The organism is Methylobacterium cerastii, assembly GCF_022179125.1.
GTDB lineage: Bacteria > Pseudomonadota > Alphaproteobacteria > Rhizobiales > Beijerinckiaceae > Methylobacterium > Methylobacterium cerastii.
In genome coordinates this window covers 1-16,288 of sequence record NZ_BPQG01000116.1, presented here as the reverse complement: position 1 = coordinate 16,288, position 16,288 = coordinate 1, and the positions used below count along the sequence as shown (strand labels likewise).

Annotated in this window: 13 protein-coding genes and 1 tRNA gene; 8 read left to right on the top strand and 6 right to left on the bottom strand. The window is 71.7% G+C overall.

Translation table 11 applies throughout. The features are described 5' to 3' along the window. The first annotated feature begins 12 nt into the window (after nt 1-12). A complete protein-coding gene (mdcB, locus tag MFF13_RS25350) occupies nt 13-882 on the top strand; it encodes a triphosphoribosyl-dephospho-CoA synthase MdcB (RefSeq protein ID WP_147828879.1) in 870 nt (289 codons plus the stop codon). After that, on the top strand, nt 879-1,799 hold the full coding sequence (locus MFF13_RS25345; RefSeq protein ID WP_147828877.1) for an acyltransferase domain-containing protein: 921 nt from the start codon (nt 879-881) through the stop codon (nt 1,797-1,799). The genes mdcB and MFF13_RS25345 overlap by 4 nt, the downstream gene beginning before the upstream one ends. Nucleotides 1,800-2,137: 338 nt before the next feature. Here the strand turns inward: MFF13_RS25345 and MFF13_RS25340 are convergent, their stop codons facing one another. Then, nucleotides 2,138-2,494, bottom strand: coding sequence for a hypothetical protein (locus MFF13_RS25340; RefSeq protein WP_147763295.1), 357 nt, complete (start codon nt 2,492-2,494; stop codon nt 2,138-2,140). A gap of 292 nt (nt 2,495-2,786) precedes the next feature. Between MFF13_RS25340 and MFF13_RS25335 the strand changes: the two genes are divergently transcribed. After that, nucleotides 2,787-3,674, top strand: coding sequence for a transglutaminase-like domain-containing protein (locus MFF13_RS25335; RefSeq protein WP_147828875.1), 888 nt, complete (start codon nt 2,787-2,789; stop codon nt 3,672-3,674). Between the two features lie 6 nt (nt 3,675-3,680). On the opposite strand, the gene MFF13_RS25330 is transcribed toward MFF13_RS25335, so the two are convergent. Continuing rightward, nucleotides 3,681-4,718, bottom strand: a complete 1,038-nt coding sequence (locus MFF13_RS25330; RefSeq protein ID WP_147828873.1) for an alpha/beta hydrolase — start codon at nt 4,716-4,718, stop codon at nt 3,681-3,683. A gap of 222 nt (nt 4,719-4,940) precedes the next feature. On the opposite strand from MFF13_RS25330, the gene MFF13_RS25325 reads away from it, so the two are divergent. The 3 genes from MFF13_RS25325 (at nt 4,941) to MFF13_RS25315 (ending at nt 7,690) form a co-directional block, all read left to right on the top strand. Next, nucleotides 4,941-5,966 carry an SDR family oxidoreductase gene (locus tag MFF13_RS25325; RefSeq protein WP_147828871.1) on the top strand — a complete coding sequence of 342 codons (1,026 nt, stop codon included), beginning with the start codon at nt 4,941-4,943 and terminating at the stop codon, nt 5,964-5,966. A 78-nt stretch (nt 5,967-6,044) separates the two neighbouring features. Beyond that, complete coding sequence (gene meaB / locus MFF13_RS25320) at nt 6,045-7,034, top strand: methylmalonyl Co-A mutase-associated GTPase MeaB (RefSeq protein ID WP_238273285.1); 990 nt, start codon at nt 6,045-6,047, stop codon at nt 7,032-7,034. Continuing rightward, entirely contained in the window at nt 7,031-7,690 is a 660-nt protein-coding gene (locus tag MFF13_RS25315) for a pyroglutamyl-peptidase I family protein (protein ID WP_281407953.1), read from the top strand. Before meaB ends, MFF13_RS25315 begins: the two co-directional genes overlap by 4 nt. Nucleotides 7,691-7,727: 37 nt before the next feature. Here MFF13_RS25315 and MFF13_RS25310 read toward each other — a convergent pair whose 3' ends face one another. Together MFF13_RS25310 and MFF13_RS25305 are read right to left on the bottom strand one after the other, a co-directional pair. Next, complete coding sequence (locus MFF13_RS25310) at nt 7,728-8,639, bottom strand: response regulator transcription factor (protein WP_238273284.1); 912 nt, start codon at nt 8,637-8,639, stop codon at nt 7,728-7,730. Next, the gene (locus tag MFF13_RS25305; RefSeq protein ID WP_238273283.1) at nt 8,632-12,042 is read right to left on the bottom strand and encodes a hybrid sensor histidine kinase/response regulator; all 3,411 of its coding nucleotides are present in this window, start codon (nt 12,040-12,042) and stop codon (nt 8,632-8,634) included. Before MFF13_RS25305 ends, MFF13_RS25310 begins: the two co-directional genes overlap by 8 nt. Nucleotides 12,043-12,526: 484 nt before the next feature. Here MFF13_RS25305 and htpG point away from each other — a divergent pair, with 484 nt between their 5' ends. Next, complete coding sequence (gene htpG, locus MFF13_RS25300) at nt 12,527-14,371, top strand: molecular chaperone HtpG (RefSeq protein WP_238273282.1); 1,845 nt, start codon at nt 12,527-12,529, stop codon at nt 14,369-14,371. Nucleotides 14,372-14,465: 94 nt separating this feature from the next. After that, nucleotides 14,466-14,555 (top strand) — tRNA-Ser (locus MFF13_RS25295). A 147-nt stretch (nt 14,556-14,702) separates the two neighbouring features. Here the strand turns inward: MFF13_RS25295 and MFF13_RS25290 are convergent. After that, nucleotides 14,703-14,954, bottom strand: a complete 252-nt coding sequence (locus MFF13_RS25290; protein WP_238273281.1) for a hypothetical protein — start codon at nt 14,952-14,954, stop codon at nt 14,703-14,705. 2 nt (nt 14,955-14,956) lie between these two features. Further along, nucleotides 14,957-16,288, bottom strand: a 1,332-nt coding sequence (locus tag MFF13_RS25285) for a hypothetical protein (protein ID WP_238273280.1), incomplete at its 5' end; no start/stop codon positions are given.

The following is a 16,288-nucleotide window of genomic DNA, read 5'->3' as shown; positions in this document are numbered from 1 at the left end:
ATCCGAGAGGCCATGACGACAGTCGCCCGTTCCCGAGCCCCGAGCCTGCCCCTACGGGACGCCGAGCGCGCCAGGCGCATCGCGGCGGCCGCGGCCTCGGCCCTGCGGCGCGAGCTCGACACCTACCCGAAGCCCGGCCTCGTCAGCCGCATCGACAGCGGCAGCCATGCCGACATGGACGCCGCCACCTTCGCGGCGAGCACGGCGGCGATCGAGCCCTACCTCGCCGACCTCGCCGCCTCCGGCGCCCAGGGTGCGACGATGCCCGAGCTTCGGCGCATCGGGATCGCGGCGGAGGCGGCGATGCGCGCGGCGACCGGGGGCGTGAACACCCATCGCGGCGCGATCTTCGGCCTCGGCCTGCTCTGCGCGGCCGCGGGTTCGTTCTCCGGGGAGACCATCCCCGCCGGCGGGCTCGGCGACCGGGTCCGCCAGCGCTACGGCGCGGACATCCTCGACGGCCCGGTTCTGCTGCGCGCGCCCGGGGCCGAGGCCCGGCGCCGGCACGGGGTCGGCGGCGCGCCGCGCGAGGCGGCCTCCGGCTTCCCGAGCGTCTACGAGGTCGGCCTTCCGGCGCTGGCCCGCGGCCGGCGCCTGCGCCCGGACGACCCGGAGGCGGCGCACGTCGAGGCCTGCCTCGCGCTGATCGCGACGGTGGAGGACACAAACCTGCTCCATCGCGGCGGCGAGGCCGGCTACGCCTTCGCCCGCGACGCGGCCGCCGGCTTCATCGCGGCCGGCGGCGTCGGGCAGACGGCGTGGCGCGAGGCGGCCGAAGCCCTCCACCACGTTTTCGTCGCCCAGAACCTCAGCCCCGGCGGCGCGGCCGACCTGCTGGCGATGACGCTGTTCGTGGATGCGATCGAGGCGCCGCCTCCGTGACGCTGGCGATCCTCTGTTCGGGGCAGGGCGGCCAGCACCCGGGCATGTTCGACCTCACCGCCGGGCTGCCGGCGGCGCAGGCCGTGTTCGCGGCGGCCAAGCCGCTCCTCGGCGCCGACCCGCGCGACATCGCGCGGGCGGGCGGCGCGGCCCTCAACGAGAACCGCACCGGGCAGATCCTGTGCTGCGTCGCGGCGCTCGCCGGCTGGACCATCGTCGCCGCATCCGCCCCGGCGCGCCGCATCGTCGCCGGCTACAGCATCGGCGACCTCGCCGCCTGGGGCTGCGCGGGGCGCTTCTCGGTCGAGACCGTGCTGGCGCTCGCCGCCGCCCGCGCCGAGGCGATGGATGCGGCCTCGGGCGTGGGGCACGGCCTCGCCGGCATCCGCGGCCTGCCGCAGGCGCGGAGCGCGGACATGGCAAGCGCGCATGGCTGCCACCTTGCGATCCGCAACGCGCCCGACAGCGTCGTCGTCGGCGGGCCGGTCGATGCGTTGGAGGCCGTCTGCCGCGCGGCGCTCGCCGCCGGGGCGCAGCGCGCGGTGGTGCTGCCGGTGCGGACGCCGTCGCACACGCCGCTCCTCGCCGCCGCCGCCCTGCGCTTCGGCGAGATCCTGCGCGCGGCACCTCAGGAAAAGCCGCCGCGCCCCGGCCCGCGCCTCGTCGGCGGTCTCGACGGCACCGCGGTGTTCGACGCCGCCGCCGGGCTCGACAAACTCGCGCGCCAGATCGCGCAGACGATCGACTGGGCGGCCTGCCTCGACACCTGCCGGGAATACGGCACGACCACCGTACTCGAACTCGGCCCCGGCCACGCGCTGGCGACCATGGCCGGCTCGGCGATCCCCGACGCGCGGGTGCGGGCGCTGGAGGATTTTCGCACCGCGGCGGGCGTGACGGAGTGGCTCGCCGGTTGAGGCGTCGTCAGCCGCGACGTCGATCCGCCGGGCGCCAAGCTGTCGTATCCCGACGCTGCCGCGCATCCCCTCGCCCCGCGTGCGGGGAGAGGACTTGGCCGAGCGAGGCTGCAGCCGAATGTGAGGGGCGCCGACGGAGGAGCCTCGTCCTGCACCTCCCCCTCACCGTCGCTTCGGCTTCGCCTTCGCTACCCGCAGGGACGACGAGGTCCCTGCAGGCCTCTCCCCGCGTGCGGGGAGAGGGGGCCCCCCTCATCCATTGCGCGAGGCGAAGAACGGATCTGATCCCGGAGCAGAGAAGGAAAGGGCGTCCCGTTCGATCGGGACGCCCGAAACCCTCACGAATCGAGGGCGTCGGCCTCGTCGATGTCCACGAGGAAGACGATGTCGGCTTCGTCCTCGTCCTCCTCGCCCTCTTCGGTGGTCGCGTCGTTGGCGGCGGCGGCGTGGCGCGGGTCGTCCTCGAAGTCGCCTTCGCCGTCGTCCTCGGCCAGCGCGTCCTCGAAGATCTCGATCTCGTCCTCGTTGGCGGCGCGGATCTTGAGCTCCGAGGTGCCGTTCCAGAGCGGCGCGCCGTCGCTCGTCATCTTCTGGATGTCTTCCTTGAAGCCGTCGCAGGTGAAGAGGTCGCGCGCGGTCTCCTCGTCGCCGTTGATGACCGCCACGGCTTTGCCCTCGATCTCGAGCGTGAACATCGCTGACTTCCCTCTGATTACCGTGTTGCGAAAGGCCCGCATCCGGGCCGTTCGCGCCTGCGCCGCAAGAAAGCTCTGGAACTTCCGCGCACCGCTCTCAATCCGGTCGCGGGGATGCTGTAGGGGGGAACGGTACACCCGCCAACCCCGAATTATCGCGCCGTCCGAGCCCTTCGCGGTCCGCCTCCTGCTTGGGTCCGGTCGCTCTGGCCCGGCGACGGCGCGCGTCAGACCATACGCCTTCCACCACAAGCCTTGGCCGGCCCCAGTTTCAGGAAAGAAGGAATCCCGGATGCGGATCAGGCTCGGCTGCGAGATGCGCTACGCCTTCCCCTATCCCGTGCCGATGGTGGTGATGCTCAACCTGCATCCCTCCTGCGCCGACGCCCTCGAGGCCTCGGATGCGATCGTCACCCAGCCCGCGGTGCCGGTCGAGACGTACCGCGACAGCTTCGGCAACCTCTGCGGCCGCCTGATCGCGCCGGCCGGCGCCTTCACCATCGGCACCGACGGGATCGTCGCCGACGACGGGCTGCCGGACCCGATGGCGCCGGACGCCGCGCAGCACCGCGTCGAGGACCTGCCGGCCGAGACCCTGCTGTTCCTGCTGCCGAGCCGCTACTGCGAATCCGACCTGCTCGCCGACGAGGCCTGGCGGCTGTTCGGCGACACCCCGCCGGGGTGGGAGCGGGTGCAGGCGGTGTGCGACTTCGTCCACGCCCACCTCGCCTTCGGCTACGAGTTCGCCCACCGCGACCGCACGGCGCTCGACGCCTACCAGGGCGGGCGCGGGGTCTGCCGCGACTTCACCCACCTCGCGGTGGCGCTCTGCCGGGCGCTGAACCTGCCGACCCGCTACTGCACCGGCTACATCAGCTTCATCGGCGAGCCGGAGCCGCACCCGGCCGGCGACTTCTGCGCCTGGATGGAGGTCTACCTCGGCGGGCGCTGGCACGTGTTCGACCCGCGCAACAACGCGCCGCGCATCGGCCGGGTCATGGTCGCCTACGGGCGCGACGCCGCCGACGTGCCGTTGACCCACACCTTCGGCCCGAACCCGCTGGTCGGCTTCCGGGTCTGGGCCGACGCCGTCGCGGTCATCGACCACCTCGACGCGGAGGCCGCCGAAGCCCCCGAGGAGCCGCTGCCGCCGCAGACGATGACGACGCGGATGGAGTGAGCGGGCTTAAGCCCCGCTGCCGCCGCGCGAGATCGCGCGCTTGACCACGGCCTGAACCTCCGGGTTCGACAGGAACAGGTCGTGGTTGATCAGGCCGCCGCCGTAATCCGAGGCGTCGGCGACGCGCACGCCGAGCGCCTCCAGGCGCTCGCGGTCGGCGGCGCCGGCGCGGACGACGCCGCCGGCGATGGCGCCGGAGAGTTCCAGGGCGCGGTCGTTGGTCGACGAGATCACCGTGATCTTGTGCACGTCCGACCCGAGCTTGGCGACGCTGCCGGTGAACAGGTCGATGTCGATGTCGGGGGCGGCCAGCACCACCGCGCCGATCCGGTTCATCGCCGCCTCGCCGGCCTCGGCGCGCAGCATCCGCAGGGTCTCAAGGGTCAGCAGCGTGCCCATGGAGTGGGCGACGATGTTGATCTTGCCGGCGCTCTGCGTGGAGGCGAGCGCCTTCAGCAGGTCCTCGAAGGCGTCGCGCGACCACAGCGCGCTCTCGCGGTCGTAGCCGTAATCGAAGGTCGCGGCGGCGGACGGCCAGGTGAACAGGCCGGACACGCCGCGGAAGCGGATGCCGTCGGAGAGCCGGGCCGCGCTGACGGCGGCGGATTCGAACGACTCGCGGTAGCCGTGGACGTAGATCAGCACGTCGCGCCCCAGCGCGGCCTCGGCGAAGGCGTTGGCGGCGCCGGGGCCGGTCTCGACCTTCGGCACCGCGCCGATGGTCCAGTCGCCGGAGATCACCGACGAGACCTTGCCCAGCAGCGACCGGTCGGGCGGGGACAGCCGCACCTCGGCGAAGCTGAGGCCGCGGCCGCGCTCGGCGTTGAAGTAGGGGGGCTTGGGCGGGCTGCCGACGGGCTTGCGCGTGGTGGCGACCAGGAGCACCGGCATCACGTCGAGGGCCGATTGCCGCTCGGGCAGCACGACCGTGCCCGTCGAGAGGCCGTCCGTGACGCAACCGCCGAGGGACGGCGCCAGCACGGCGGTTCCAGCGAGGGCACCGAGGCGGACGAAGGCGCGGCGGGTCGGAGGCTGGCGCAGCATGATCTCGGGTCTGTCCGGCGCGATGGGAGACGGCGATGTGTCCGGCTCCGAGACCTAGCCTGTGCCGCAGGATCATGACCATGGCAGGGCACAAGCGTGACCGTTCGCCCGGTGGATTGCGGGCATCGGACGTCTGGGGCCGGCGGAAACGCATTCTGAACGGAGGCGGCGTGCGGCGGTTGGAGGGCAGGGGAGACGCCGAAGGATCGGAAAGGACTTGCCGTGTTCAGATCGCGAAACCCCCTCGGCCGCCAAGTCGTCGTCATCACCGGCGCCTCGAGCGGCATCGGCCTGGCCACCGCCCGCATGGCGGCCGAGCGCGGCGCCAAGGTGGTGCTGGCGGCCCGCAGCGGCGACGCGCTCGCCAGGATCGAGAGCGAGATCGAGGCGGCCGGCGGCCAGGCCATCCACGTCGTGGCCGACGTCGGGGACCGGGCTGACGTCGACGCCATCGCCGAGGCCGCGATCGCCCGGTTCGGCCGGATCGACACCTGGGTCAACGATGCTGGCTTGTCGATCTTCGGGAAGCTCGAGGAGGTCGTCGAGGCGGACAACAAGCGCCTGTTCGCCACGAACTTCTGGGGCGTGGTCAACGGATCGCTCGCGGCCGTGCCGCACCTGAAGCGCACGGGCGGCGTCCTGATCAACCTCGGCAGCGTCGCGTCCGACGTCGCGTTTCCGCTGCAGGGCATGTATTGCGCCAGCAAGCACGCCATCAAGGGCTTCACCGACGCCCTGCGCATCGAGCTCGAGGAGGAGGGCGCGGGCGTCGCGGTCACGCTGATCAAGCCGGCCGCGATCGACACGCCGTTCCCGCAGAACGCGAAGAACTACGCCGACCGCGCGGTGAAGCTGCCGCCGCCGGTCTATCGCACCGAGGAGGTGGCCAACGCCATCGTCCACGCCGCCGTGCATCCGCAGCGCGACATCTATATCGGCGGCGGTGGCCGGCTGATGAGCGCGGCGCAACGGTTGGCACCGCGCGCCTTCGACCGGATCGGCCGCACCATGATCGCCCAGCAGCTGCGCGACGAGCCGGCGCGTGGCCGAGCGGGCGCCTTGCACCAAGCCGGGGGCGCCTCGCGCGAGGCCGGAAGCACCGGGCGGACATCCGGCGACCATCCGGGCTACGTGATGCGCCGGAGCTTCTACACGCGCAGCACCCTGCACCCGCTCGCCTCGTCGATCGTGGCGGTGGGGGCGGTGCTGGCCGCGACCTCGGTGCTGGCCGGCAACCGCCGGCGCTGATCCGGTGACGCGGGAGGGGCGCGGCGACACGGGCCCGCGCCTCTCGACGAACGCCCTCGGTCCCGGCATGAAGGGCGGATGACGCCCGCCTCCCTCGACATCGATGCGCTCCGAACCCGGCTGATCGCCGGCGACCGGGCCGCGCTCGCCCGCGCGATCACGCTCGCCGAATCGAAGCGGGCCGACCACCGGGCGCTCGCGCGGGACCTGATCGACGCGGTGCTGCCGCAGACCGGCCAAGCGATCCGCGTCGGCATCACCGGCGTACCCGGCGTCGGGAAGTCGACGACGATCGACGCGCTGGGCGCCAACCTCACGGCCGCCGGCCACAAGGTGGCGGTGCTGGCGGTCGACCCGTCCTCGACGCGCACCGGCGGCTCGATCCTCGGCGACAAGACCCGGATGGCGCGTCTCGCGCTGGATCCCAACGCCTTCATCCGGCCCTCGCCCTCGTCGGGCACGCTCGGCGGCGTCGCCGCCAAGTCCCGCGAGACCATGCTGCTCTGCGAGGCGGCCGGCTTCGACGTGATCCTGGTGGAGACGGTGGGCGTCGGCCAGTCCGAGACCGCGGTGGCGGACCTGACCGACTTCTTCCTCGTTCTGATGCTGCCCGGCGCCGGCGACGAGCTTCAGGGCATCAAGAAGGGCATCCTCGAGCTCGCCGACATGATCGCGGTCAACAAGGCCGACGACGGCGAGGCCGAGCGGCGGGCGAACGCCGCAGCCGGCGAGTACCGCGCCGCGCTCCACATCCTCACCCCGGCCTCCGCCACCTGGACGCCGCCCGTGGTCACCATCTCGGGCTTCCACAACCTGCGCCTCGACGCGATGTGGGACCGGGTCGTCGATCATCGCCAGAAGCTCACCGCCACCGGCGAGATCGCGAAGAAGCGCCGGGAGCAGGATGTGAAGTGGATGTGGGCCCTCGTTCACGAACGCCTGCACCAGCGCCTCGTCGGCACGTCGGAGGTGCGCAAGGCGACCGCCGAGGCGGAAGGCCGCGTGGCGAAGGGCGAAGCCTCTCCGGCTGCGGGCGCCGCAATCATCGCCGAGCTGATCGGGCTTTGAGCCCAACAGCTTCGAGCGAAGCGCCGGTTCTCCTGATCACCGGGTTCGGCCCGTTTCCCGGCATGCCGCGCAACCCGAGCGCGGCGCTCGCCCGCCGTCTCGAACGATCGAGCCGCCTCAGGCTCGCCCTCGGCCGCGCCCTGCGGGTGCGGGTGCTGGACACCACCTACGACGCGGTCGGCACGCAGCTCGTGCCGGCGCTAGCGGAGGCACCCGCGGCGGTGCTGATGCTCGGCGTCGCCTCGCGGGCCAAGCGCATCCGCGTGGAGGCGCGGGCCTGCAACAGGGCGAGCCGGTTCTACCCGGATGCGTCGGGGCGCCCCTCCGCCAGCCTCACCCTCGATCCGGCCGAGCCGGCGGCGCGTCATGCCGTCGTCGCGCCCCAAGCCCTGGCGATCCTGCGCCGTCACGGGCTGGCGGTGGTCGGCTCGCGCGACGCCGGGCGTTACCTGTGCAACGCCAGCTACTTCCGCGCCCTGGCCGAGCCGTGCCCGGTGCTGTTCGTCCACATCCCCCCGGTGTCCTCGGCGAAGCGGCCCCGCGACGCGGTGCGCCCGCGGCGCGGCCGTCTCGATCCCGCGGCGCAGGCGCAGGCGTTGACCGAGGTGGCGCTGTTCCTCTGTGTTCGAGGACGGGCGGCCGCGCGGACGCGCTGATGCCGCCCGACACAGGCATATGCATCCACCGCGTCGCTTACCCCAGATCCTGCAGGTGGCGCGCGGCGATCACCGAGGCGGCGGTGCGGTTCTCGACGCCGAGCTTGGCGTAGATGCCTTCCAGATGCTTCGTCACCGTACGCGGGCTCAAGCCTAAGATCTCGCCGATGTCGCGGCTCGACTTGCCGCGCGAGAGCCAGAGCAGCACCTCCGCCTCGCGGCCGGTGACGCGGAGCCGGTCGCGCAGGCGTTCGAGGCCGGCGGCGGTGTCGTCGCGCGAGAGCCGGAGCAGGATTTCCTCGCCGGTCCGGCCGATGAAGCTGAGCACGTGGGCGCGGCCCTCGCGGTCGCGCAGGCTCAATGGGGCCGCCGCGCCGCCTTCCAGGGCGTCGCGCAGCCACGCGCGGCTCGTCGCGGGCAGGGCGAGCGCCGTGCCGGGGTCGGCCGCGAGGTCGCCGAGCAGGCGCGCGGCCTGCGGCGTGCACCACGCCACGGCGCCGGCCGCGTCCACGGCGAACAGCGTGCGGCCCGCGGTGTCGAGGGCCGCGCGCGCGCTCTGCGCCGCCCGCGCGCTCGCCAGATGCACGCGGATGCGCGCCAGGATCTCGTCGGGCGCGATCGGCTTGGTGACGTAGTCGACGCCGCCGGCGCCGAGCCCCTTCACGATGTGCTCTGTCTCGGTCAGCCCGGTCATGAAGATCACCGGCACGTGCGCGACGTGCGGCTTCGCCTTGAGGCGGCGGCAGGTCTCGAACCCGTCCATGCCGGGCATCATCGCGTCGAGCAGGATCACGTCGGGGGTGATCTCCTCGACGAGCGCCAGGGCGAGGTCGCCCGCCACCGCGACGAGGACGGTCGCCCCGGAGCGCTCAATCGCCTCGGTGAGGAAGTTCAAGGTGTCGGGGGAATCGTCGACGACCAGGACGATGTCGCGCTGCGCCTCAGCCATCGACGGCGGCTCCCTCCGACGCGACCGCGCGATCCGCCATGCCGTCCGCCATCGCCTGAAGCACGCTCAGGTAGCGCCGCATGTCGAAATCGGCCACGAGGCCGCGCATCCGCGCGACGAACGCATCCGGCACGCTCGCATCCTGCGCCATCTCGGCGAGCTTGGCCTCGATGCCGCGGATGTGCCCGATCCGCCCGAGCCGCAGCAGGTCGCCGACCTGCTGCGGCGACGGCCCCGAGGCTTCCGCGGAGGGCGTCGCCCTCGGTTCGGGCTCCGCCTCCGGGGCGCCCGCCCATTCGAGGCCGAGGAGCTGCGTGACCCGTTCGAGGAAGTCGCGCAGGTCGAAGGGCTTTGCGATGATCGCGTCGTGCGGGGCGTCGTCGCCGCGGATCGGGCTGATCTCGTGGACGTTGGCCGACATCATCGCGATCCGCCCGGCGAACCCCGCCTCCCGCAGGCGCTTGGCGACCGCCCAGCCGGACAGTCCCGGCATCGCGATGTCGAGGAGCAGCAGGTCCGGGCGTTCGGCCTCGGCTGCGGCGAGGCAGGCGGGACCGTCGATCGCCTCGACCACGACGAACCCCTCCGGCTCCAGGATCTCGCGCATCAGCGCACGGTGCCCGGCGTCGTCGTCGGCGACCAGCACCGTCCGCCGCGCGCCGACGTAGGCGCGGGTTGGGATCGCCGGCGGGACCGGGATCGGCGCGGCGCGGGTGATCGCGGACAGCATCAGGCGGAAGCGGAAGGTCGTGCCGCGGCCAAGTTCGCTCGTCACCGAGATCTCGCCGCCCATCACCTGCGCCAGCAGGTTGGCGATGGTGAGCCCGAGCCCGGTCCCCGGCGTGCCGGCGGCGGCCGGGGTCGTCCCGCGCTCGAACGGCTCGAAGATCCGCTCCAGGTCGGACTCGGGGATGCCAGGCCCGGTGTCGCGGATCGTGAACACGGCCACCTGGCTGCGGTAGCTCAGGTCGAGGGCGACGTGGCCGGCCTGCGTGAACTTGATCGCGTTGGAGAGCAGGTTCAGCAGCACCTGCCGCAGGCGCTTCTCGTCGGTGGCGACCACCGCGGGCAGGATCTCGGGCCGGGTGAAGCGGAAGTCGAGGCCGGCGCTCTGCGCCTGCAGCCGCACCATGTCGACGATCTGGTCGAGCACCTCGGCGATGCGGATCTCGTCGCGATGGATCTGCAGGCGGCCCGCCTCCATCCGCGAGATGTCGAGGAGGCCGTCGATCAGGCCCGAGAGGTGCTGGGCGCTGCGCCGGATCACCCGGATGCCGTTCTGGCGCGCTGGCGGGATCGCCGCGTCGCCCTCCAACAGCTGGGCGTAGCCGAGCACGGCGCTCAAGGGCGTGCGCAGCTCGTGGCTGATGCCGACGACGTAGCGGCTCTTGGCGAGGTTGGCGGCCTCCGCCGTCTCCTTGGCGGTCTGGAGCTTGGCGTCGGTGACCTTGTGCGCCTCGATCTCGGCCTCGAGCAGGGCGGTCTGGCGCCGCGTTTCGGCCTGCGCGACGCGGCGGCTCTCGTGCGCCAGCACGAACAGCCACGCGACCACGCCGAGGATGACGACGAGGATGAAGAACACGCTGGTCAGCGCGGCGCGCAGCGCCACGCGGTGCTCGGGATGCTCCAGCGTCGCCCCGGCGTGGACGATGCCGAGGATCAGCCCGACCACGGCCACCAGCGTCAGCATCAGGGCGAGGTAGCGCCCGAGCGGCGCGCCGATCCAGGCGGCGGTGCGCGCCGGCACGATCCGGCCGAGCACGGCCTGCGCCTGCGCCTCCAGCTTGCCGTGCGGCTTGCACAGGTCGCCGCAGCGGGCGTCCAGGGAGCAGCACAGCGAGCAGATCGGCCCGTCATAGGCCGGGCAATGGGCCATGTCCTCGCCCTCGAACGGCAGCTCGCAGACCCGGCAGACGATCTCGGGCCGCCCCCAATCCGCCTTCGGCGTCCGCGCCAGGTAGTAGCGCCCGCCTGTCGCCCAGGCGATCAACGGCGCCGCCGCGAACGCGACGCCGAGCGTCAAGAGCGGCGCGAAGGGCTGCAGCGCGCGCCCGAGCAGCCCTGCATGGGCGAAGGTGCCGGCGAGCAGCGCCAGCGTCATCGCGCCGGTGCCCACCGGGTTGATCGCGTAGAGGTGTGCGCGCTTGAACTCGATGCCCGGCGGCGACAGGCCGAGCGGCTTGTTGATCGCGAGGTCCGAGGCCAGCGCCCCGACCCAGGCCGAGACCACGACCGCGTAGAGCGGCAGCGTGCTGGCGATGGTCTTGTCGATGCCGAGCTCCATCAGCAGCAGCGCGATGGCGACGTTGAAGACGAGCCAAACCACCCGCCCCGGATGGCTGTGCGTCAGGCGCGAGAAGAAGTTCGACCATGCGATCGAGCCGGCATAGGCGTTGGTGAGGTTGATCTTGAGCTGGGAGACCACGACGAACGCGGTCATCAAGAAAAGCGCCGCCTCCCGCGAGGGCGTGACGTAGCCGAAGGCGATCCAGTACATCCGGGTCGGCTCGGCGGCGTTCTCCGGCGCGACGCCGTGCTCCATCGCCAGCACCGCGAGGAACGCGCCGAGGAGGATCTTGAGCATGCCCGGCACGATCCAGCCGGCGCCGGCCGCCAGCACCGCCGCCCACCAGCGCCGGTCGCGCGGTCCCTCGGGCGCCGGCACGAACCGCAGGAAGTCGACCTGCTCGCCGACCTGCGCCAGGAGCGCCAGAAGCACGCCGGCGGCGAGCCCGAAGCGGGCCGCGTCGAATCCCGCACCCGATCCGGGGGCCAGGCCCGGAAAGGCGAAGAGCGCATCGAGCGGGGCGTCGCCCTTCCAGGCGATGCAGGCGAGCGGCAGCAGGTTGAGGCCGACCCAAAGCGGCTGCGTCCCGATCTGGAACCGGCTGATCAGGCGGATGCCGTAGGCCACGAGCGGGATCACAACCGCGGCGCAGGCCAGATACCCGATCCACAGCGGCAGGCCGAAGCAGAGCTGCAGCGCCAGCGCCATGATCGCGGCTTCGATGGCGAAGAACAGGAACGTGAAGCTCGCGTAGATCAGCGAGGTCACGGTCGAGCCGAGATAGCCGAAGCCGGCCCCGCGGGTGAGCAGGTCCATGTCGAGGCCGTAGCGGGCCGCGTAGATCGTGATCGGCGCAGCGGTGGCGAAGATCAGCACGCCGACGACGAGGACGGCGGCCAGCGTGTTCGAGAACCCGGTGGCCAGCACCAGGGTGCCGCCGATCGCCTCCAGCGCCAGGAACGAGAGCGAGCCGAGCGCCGTCTGCGCCACCTGGAACGCCGACCAGCGCCGCGCCTTCTTGGCGGTGAAGCGCAGGGCGTAGTCCTCCAGCGTCTCGTCGGCGACGAGGCGGTTGTAGGCCCGCCGGATCGGGATGATGTGCTGGCGCCCGCTCATGGGGTGGTGGTCGGTCCCGAAACGTCCCCGGACGGCATGGCCCGCGGCGCGTGCGCCATCGATAGGCCGGATCGGCGCGGGATTCGCAAGAATCGTGCGCCGGCCCTGTCGTGCAATCGCTCGAAAGCGCTTGCCCTGTTCGACTTCGGCCTCAGTCGCCGGCGCCCGCCTCCGCGGGCTCAGGCTTTCGCTCCGCTCGACGCCTTTCAGGACCGAGGTCCTGAAAAGCCCGCTGCGCGGGGCGCTCTTCGCGCCCTGAACCCGCTGAACGCGGCTTCGAGCGATCACCCTGGCCGGCTGTACAGGCCCTGCATGCGGCCAGCATTGAATTCGCGGGCCCGCGACGGCATATCGCCCCCGCATTCGCGGTGGCGCCCGGTCCGATCCGGCCGGGCGGCGCCGGATCGTGTCTTGACGCGCTTCCCGACGCCGCGCCGACATCCGCGTCGTCGGGCAGCGCTCCTTTGAAAGCGGAGCGACGACTGTGAGCGAGACGGTGGAACGGCACGAATTCGGTGCCGAAGTCGGGCGGCTGTTGGACCTCGTGGTCCACGCCCTCTACTCCGACCGCGAGATCTTCCTGCGGGAGCTGGTGGCCAACGCCGCCGACGCGATGGACCGCCGCCGGTTCGAGGCCCTGACCTCGGCGGCGAGCGCCCTGCCGGCCGACGCGAAGGTGCGGATCACCCCCGACAAGGCGGCCCGCACGCTCACCGTCTCGGATGCCGGCATCGGCATGAGCAAGGACGACCTGGCCTCGAACCTCGGCACGATCGCGCGCTCCGGCACGCGGGCGTTCTCGCAGACGCTGGCCGACGCCAAGCCCCAGGACGGCAAGGAAGACGAGAAGCCGAGCCTGATCGGCCAGTTCGGCGTCGGCTTCTATTCCGCCTTCATGGTGGCCGACCGCGTCACGGTCACCTCGCGGCGCGCGGGCACCGACGAGGCCTGGACCTGGGCCTCGGAGGGGCAGGGCAGCTACACCCTCGAGCCGGCGACCCGCGAGGAGCCCGGCACCACGATCGTGATGCACCTGAAGGAGGATGCCGACGAGTACCTCGAGAGCTACCGCCTCGACCACCTGGTCCGCAAATGGGCCGACTTCATCACCGTGCCGATCGCCATCGTCGAGGACGGCAAGGAGGAATCGGCCAACCAGGGCACGGCGCTCTGGCGCAAGGCGAAATCCGAGATCACGCCTGAGCAGTACGAGGAGTTCTACCGCTCGGTCGGCATGAACTTCGACAAGCCGTGGGCGACGCTGCATTGGCGCGCGGAAGGCGCGCTCGAGTTCTCGGCGTTGCTGTTCGTGCCCGGGATGAAGCCGTTCCAGGCGGTGGAGGGCGAGCGCGAGAGCAAGGTGCGCCTGCACGTCCGGCGCATGTTCATCACTGACGACGCCAAGCTGCTGCCGTCCTGGCTGCGCTTCGTGCAGGGCGTGGTCGACACCGAGGACCTGCCGCTCAACGTCTCGCGCGAGATGCTGCAGACGACGCCGGCGCTGGCCAAGATCCGCCGCGCGGTCACCGGCCGCGTGCTCTCCGAGCTGACGAGCCGGGCCAAGGACGCCGAGGGCTACCAGGCCTTCTGGGAGAACTTCGGGCCAGTGGTGAAGGAAGGCATCTACGAGGACCACGAGCGCCGCGCCGAGATCGCGCCGCTGCTGCGTTTCAAGTCCTCCGCGGTGGAAGGCTGGACCGGGCTCGCCGACTACGTCTCGCGGATGAAGGACGGCCAGGAGGCGATCTACTACCTCGTCGCCGACGACGCCGACGCGCTCGCCCGCTCGCCCCAGCTCGAAGGCTTCCGCGCCCGCGGCCTCGAGGTGCTGCTGCTCTCCGACCACGTCGACGCGTTCTGGCCCGAGCAGCTCGCGCGCTTCGAGGAGAAGCCGCTGCGCTCGGTGACCCAGGGCGCCCTCGACCTGTCGAAGTTCTCCGGCGACGCGGAGGCCGGCGAGGCCCCGGCCGGCGTCGACGACCTCGTCGCCAAGATCAAGGCGGCCTTGTCCGACGACGTCTCGGACGTGCGCGCCACCGACCGCCTCGTCGACAGCGCCGTGGTGCTGGCGGCCGGCGGCAACGGCCCCGACCTGCAGATGCAGCGCCTGCTGCGCCGCGCCGGCCGCGCGGCCGGCGGCGGCAAGCCGATCCTGGAGATCAACCCGCGCCACCCGCTGATCCGCGCGCTGGCCGAGGGCCCGGAGGACGCGATCGCGCCGGCGGCCGGCACCCTCCTCGACCTCGCCCGCATTCAGGACGGCGACACCCCGCGCGACCCGGTCGCCTTCGCCCAGGTCGTCGCGGCGGCGCTGGCCGGGAAGGCCTGAGCCGACCGACGATCGCGATCGAAAAAGCGCGATCGCGCTTGTGATCCGGCGGTGCTTCATGCTAGGCATCGCCGGTCTCGACGAGGCACCTCGCGGAGAGGTGGCAGAGCGGTTGATTGTACCGCACTCGAAATGCGGCATGGGTGCAAGCCCATCGGGGGTTCGAATCCCCCCCTCTCCGCCAATTCGTCTAAATTCCCTCTGTCTTATCAACGACTTAGCTCCTAACGCTAGCATGCTACCCACGCCTGCACCCGCGCCATAACCGCGGCTGTGTGCGAACTTGGGCGAACGGCCAGGGATGAATTGGGAAGGTAACTCTTGCTCGCGCCTACCCCATCTCAAGGTCGCGGTCGGTGCCACGAAGCCAAACCACTTGGCAGTCGTGACCCTCCGGTGCGGCGAGGCTCGGCTCTGTATCGCTGCCGTCTTCTAGGTCTGGATCTGCGTCGATATCGTCCAGGGCTGCGACAAGCTGATCGACGGCATCGAGGGCCAGGGCCAGGGCGCCTTCGATGCGCGTGCGAGTGTCTGGCAGGGGAGCGGCGTGCCGGCGAGGCTTGAAGGTGAGTAGGTCACCCATCGTCAGGCTCCCTTCGCGTCGGACGAGACGATCACGGAGGAGCCGGCGACGATGAGGCGGGTGTGTGCCTCTCCCATGATGTTGGCCAGCGCCTTCATCTCCTCGTGGGTGTCGTGGATTGCGTTCAGCACCGAGAGGACAGCTTCAGGGCCTCGGCCGTCCAGGGTCTCGATAGCGGCGACCAGCTCCGGCTTACTCATCCGCAGGAAGCGGTCAGCGAGGTGCAGGCCGACCGTGTAAGGCGAGAGGCGTTCCATCCACTCGCGCGTGCTGCGGATCGGCGTGTCGAGGTCGTATGCCTCGAAACTGAGTGCCGCCGCGGCTTCGGCCGAGCACACTTCGTTGTCTGCGCCGGGCTGCGTCAGCCGTTCGACATCGGCGGCAATGCTCCCGAGGATGTCTCTGAGATCCACGGCGCCGATCATGCCGTCATTCCCCGGTGCCCACTGTTGGGCATGGCGGATCACCGCAACGATGCCGGCAAGCGTCGTCGGACGTGTCTCGAACACCGCGTTCCAGGCCACCGTCTCCACGTGGCTGGCGGCCTCCCAGGCTGCACGCCCGGGCGCCATCGCGTCGTCGGACGTGTCCAGATTTTGCTCTTGCCGCCACACCTTATCGGTCGCGTCGCAGGTCTCCACGAAGGCAGCGCGGGCCTCGGCATGCGCCTGGATGACCGCGAGAACCGGGTCCGCATCGTCCGGCGCTGCCGCCTCGTCCGCCTCAGTCTCGTCGGATGCGGGCTCGGCCGCTTCGATCGCCTCTGGCTCGTCGTGCTCGCGGCGCGGCACCAGCACGCCGACGACAGTGCCGACGAGCTTCTGGCGCAGGTGGTCGGCGTCGTAGGGGCCGTCGCTCGCGTAGATCGTTCCCGCGCCGACGCGGTTGACCGGATCGACCCACCACTGCGGCTCGCCCTGGCCGCCGATCTTGCGGAAGTGGATCAGCACCACGTCACGGGTGCCGCCGTGCCACTCGATCACGCACAGGGCGCCATGCGTGAGGCCGCGGCGGGACGGATCGAAGACGACGGTCTCACCCTTCCGAACGAGCGGGTAGGCGCCAGCATCCTTCACGTACTGCTCGCCCATGCCCTCCGGGCACTCGCGCATCACCGGCAGCTTGGGCGGGCGAGGGCCATCCTTCGAGGGGATATCGACATCGGTGTAAATCCCGATCACGCGGTGGATCTTCTCGATGCGATCAGCGCCCAGGCGCCCGGCCCGCCCCGTGCTGGGCACCACGACCTCGATCAGCGGCACCACTTCAGAGCCCGGCGCGAACGGCTTCGCGAACTCGGGCTGGAAGCCCTGCGTCAGGTCGAACACGACCGG

Excerpts from the sequence above, each read along its gene's own strand:
- MFF13_RS25290 (WP_238273281.1), bottom strand. The coding sequence starts at position 14,954 with ATGGGTGACCTACTCACCTTCAAGCCTCGCCGGCACGCCGCTCCCCTG.
- MFF13_RS25335 (WP_147828875.1), top strand. The coding sequence starts at position 2,787 with ATGCGGATCAGGCTCGGCTGCGAGATGCGCTACGCCTTCCCCTATCCC.
- MFF13_RS25340 (WP_147763295.1), bottom strand. The coding sequence starts at position 2,494 with ATGTTCACGCTCGAGATCGAGGGCAAAGCCGTGGCGGTCATCAACGGC.
- MFF13_RS25330 (WP_147828873.1), bottom strand. The coding sequence starts at position 4,718 with ATGCTGCGCCAGCCTCCGACCCGCCGCGCCTTCGTCCGCCTCGGTGCC.
- meaB (WP_238273285.1), top strand. The coding sequence starts at position 6,045 with ATGACGCCCGCCTCCCTCGACATCGATGCGCTCCGAACCCGGCTGATC.
- MFF13_RS25310 (WP_238273284.1), bottom strand. The coding sequence starts at position 8,639 with ATGGCTGAGGCGCAGCGCGACATCGTCCTGGTCGTCGACGATTCCCCC.
- MFF13_RS25305 (WP_238273283.1), bottom strand. The coding sequence starts at position 12,042 with ATGAGCGGGCGCCAGCACATCATCCCGATCCGGCGGGCCTACAACCGC.
- mdcB (WP_147828879.1), top strand. The coding sequence starts at position 13 with ATGACGACAGTCGCCCGTTCCCGAGCCCCGAGCCTGCCCCTACGGGAC.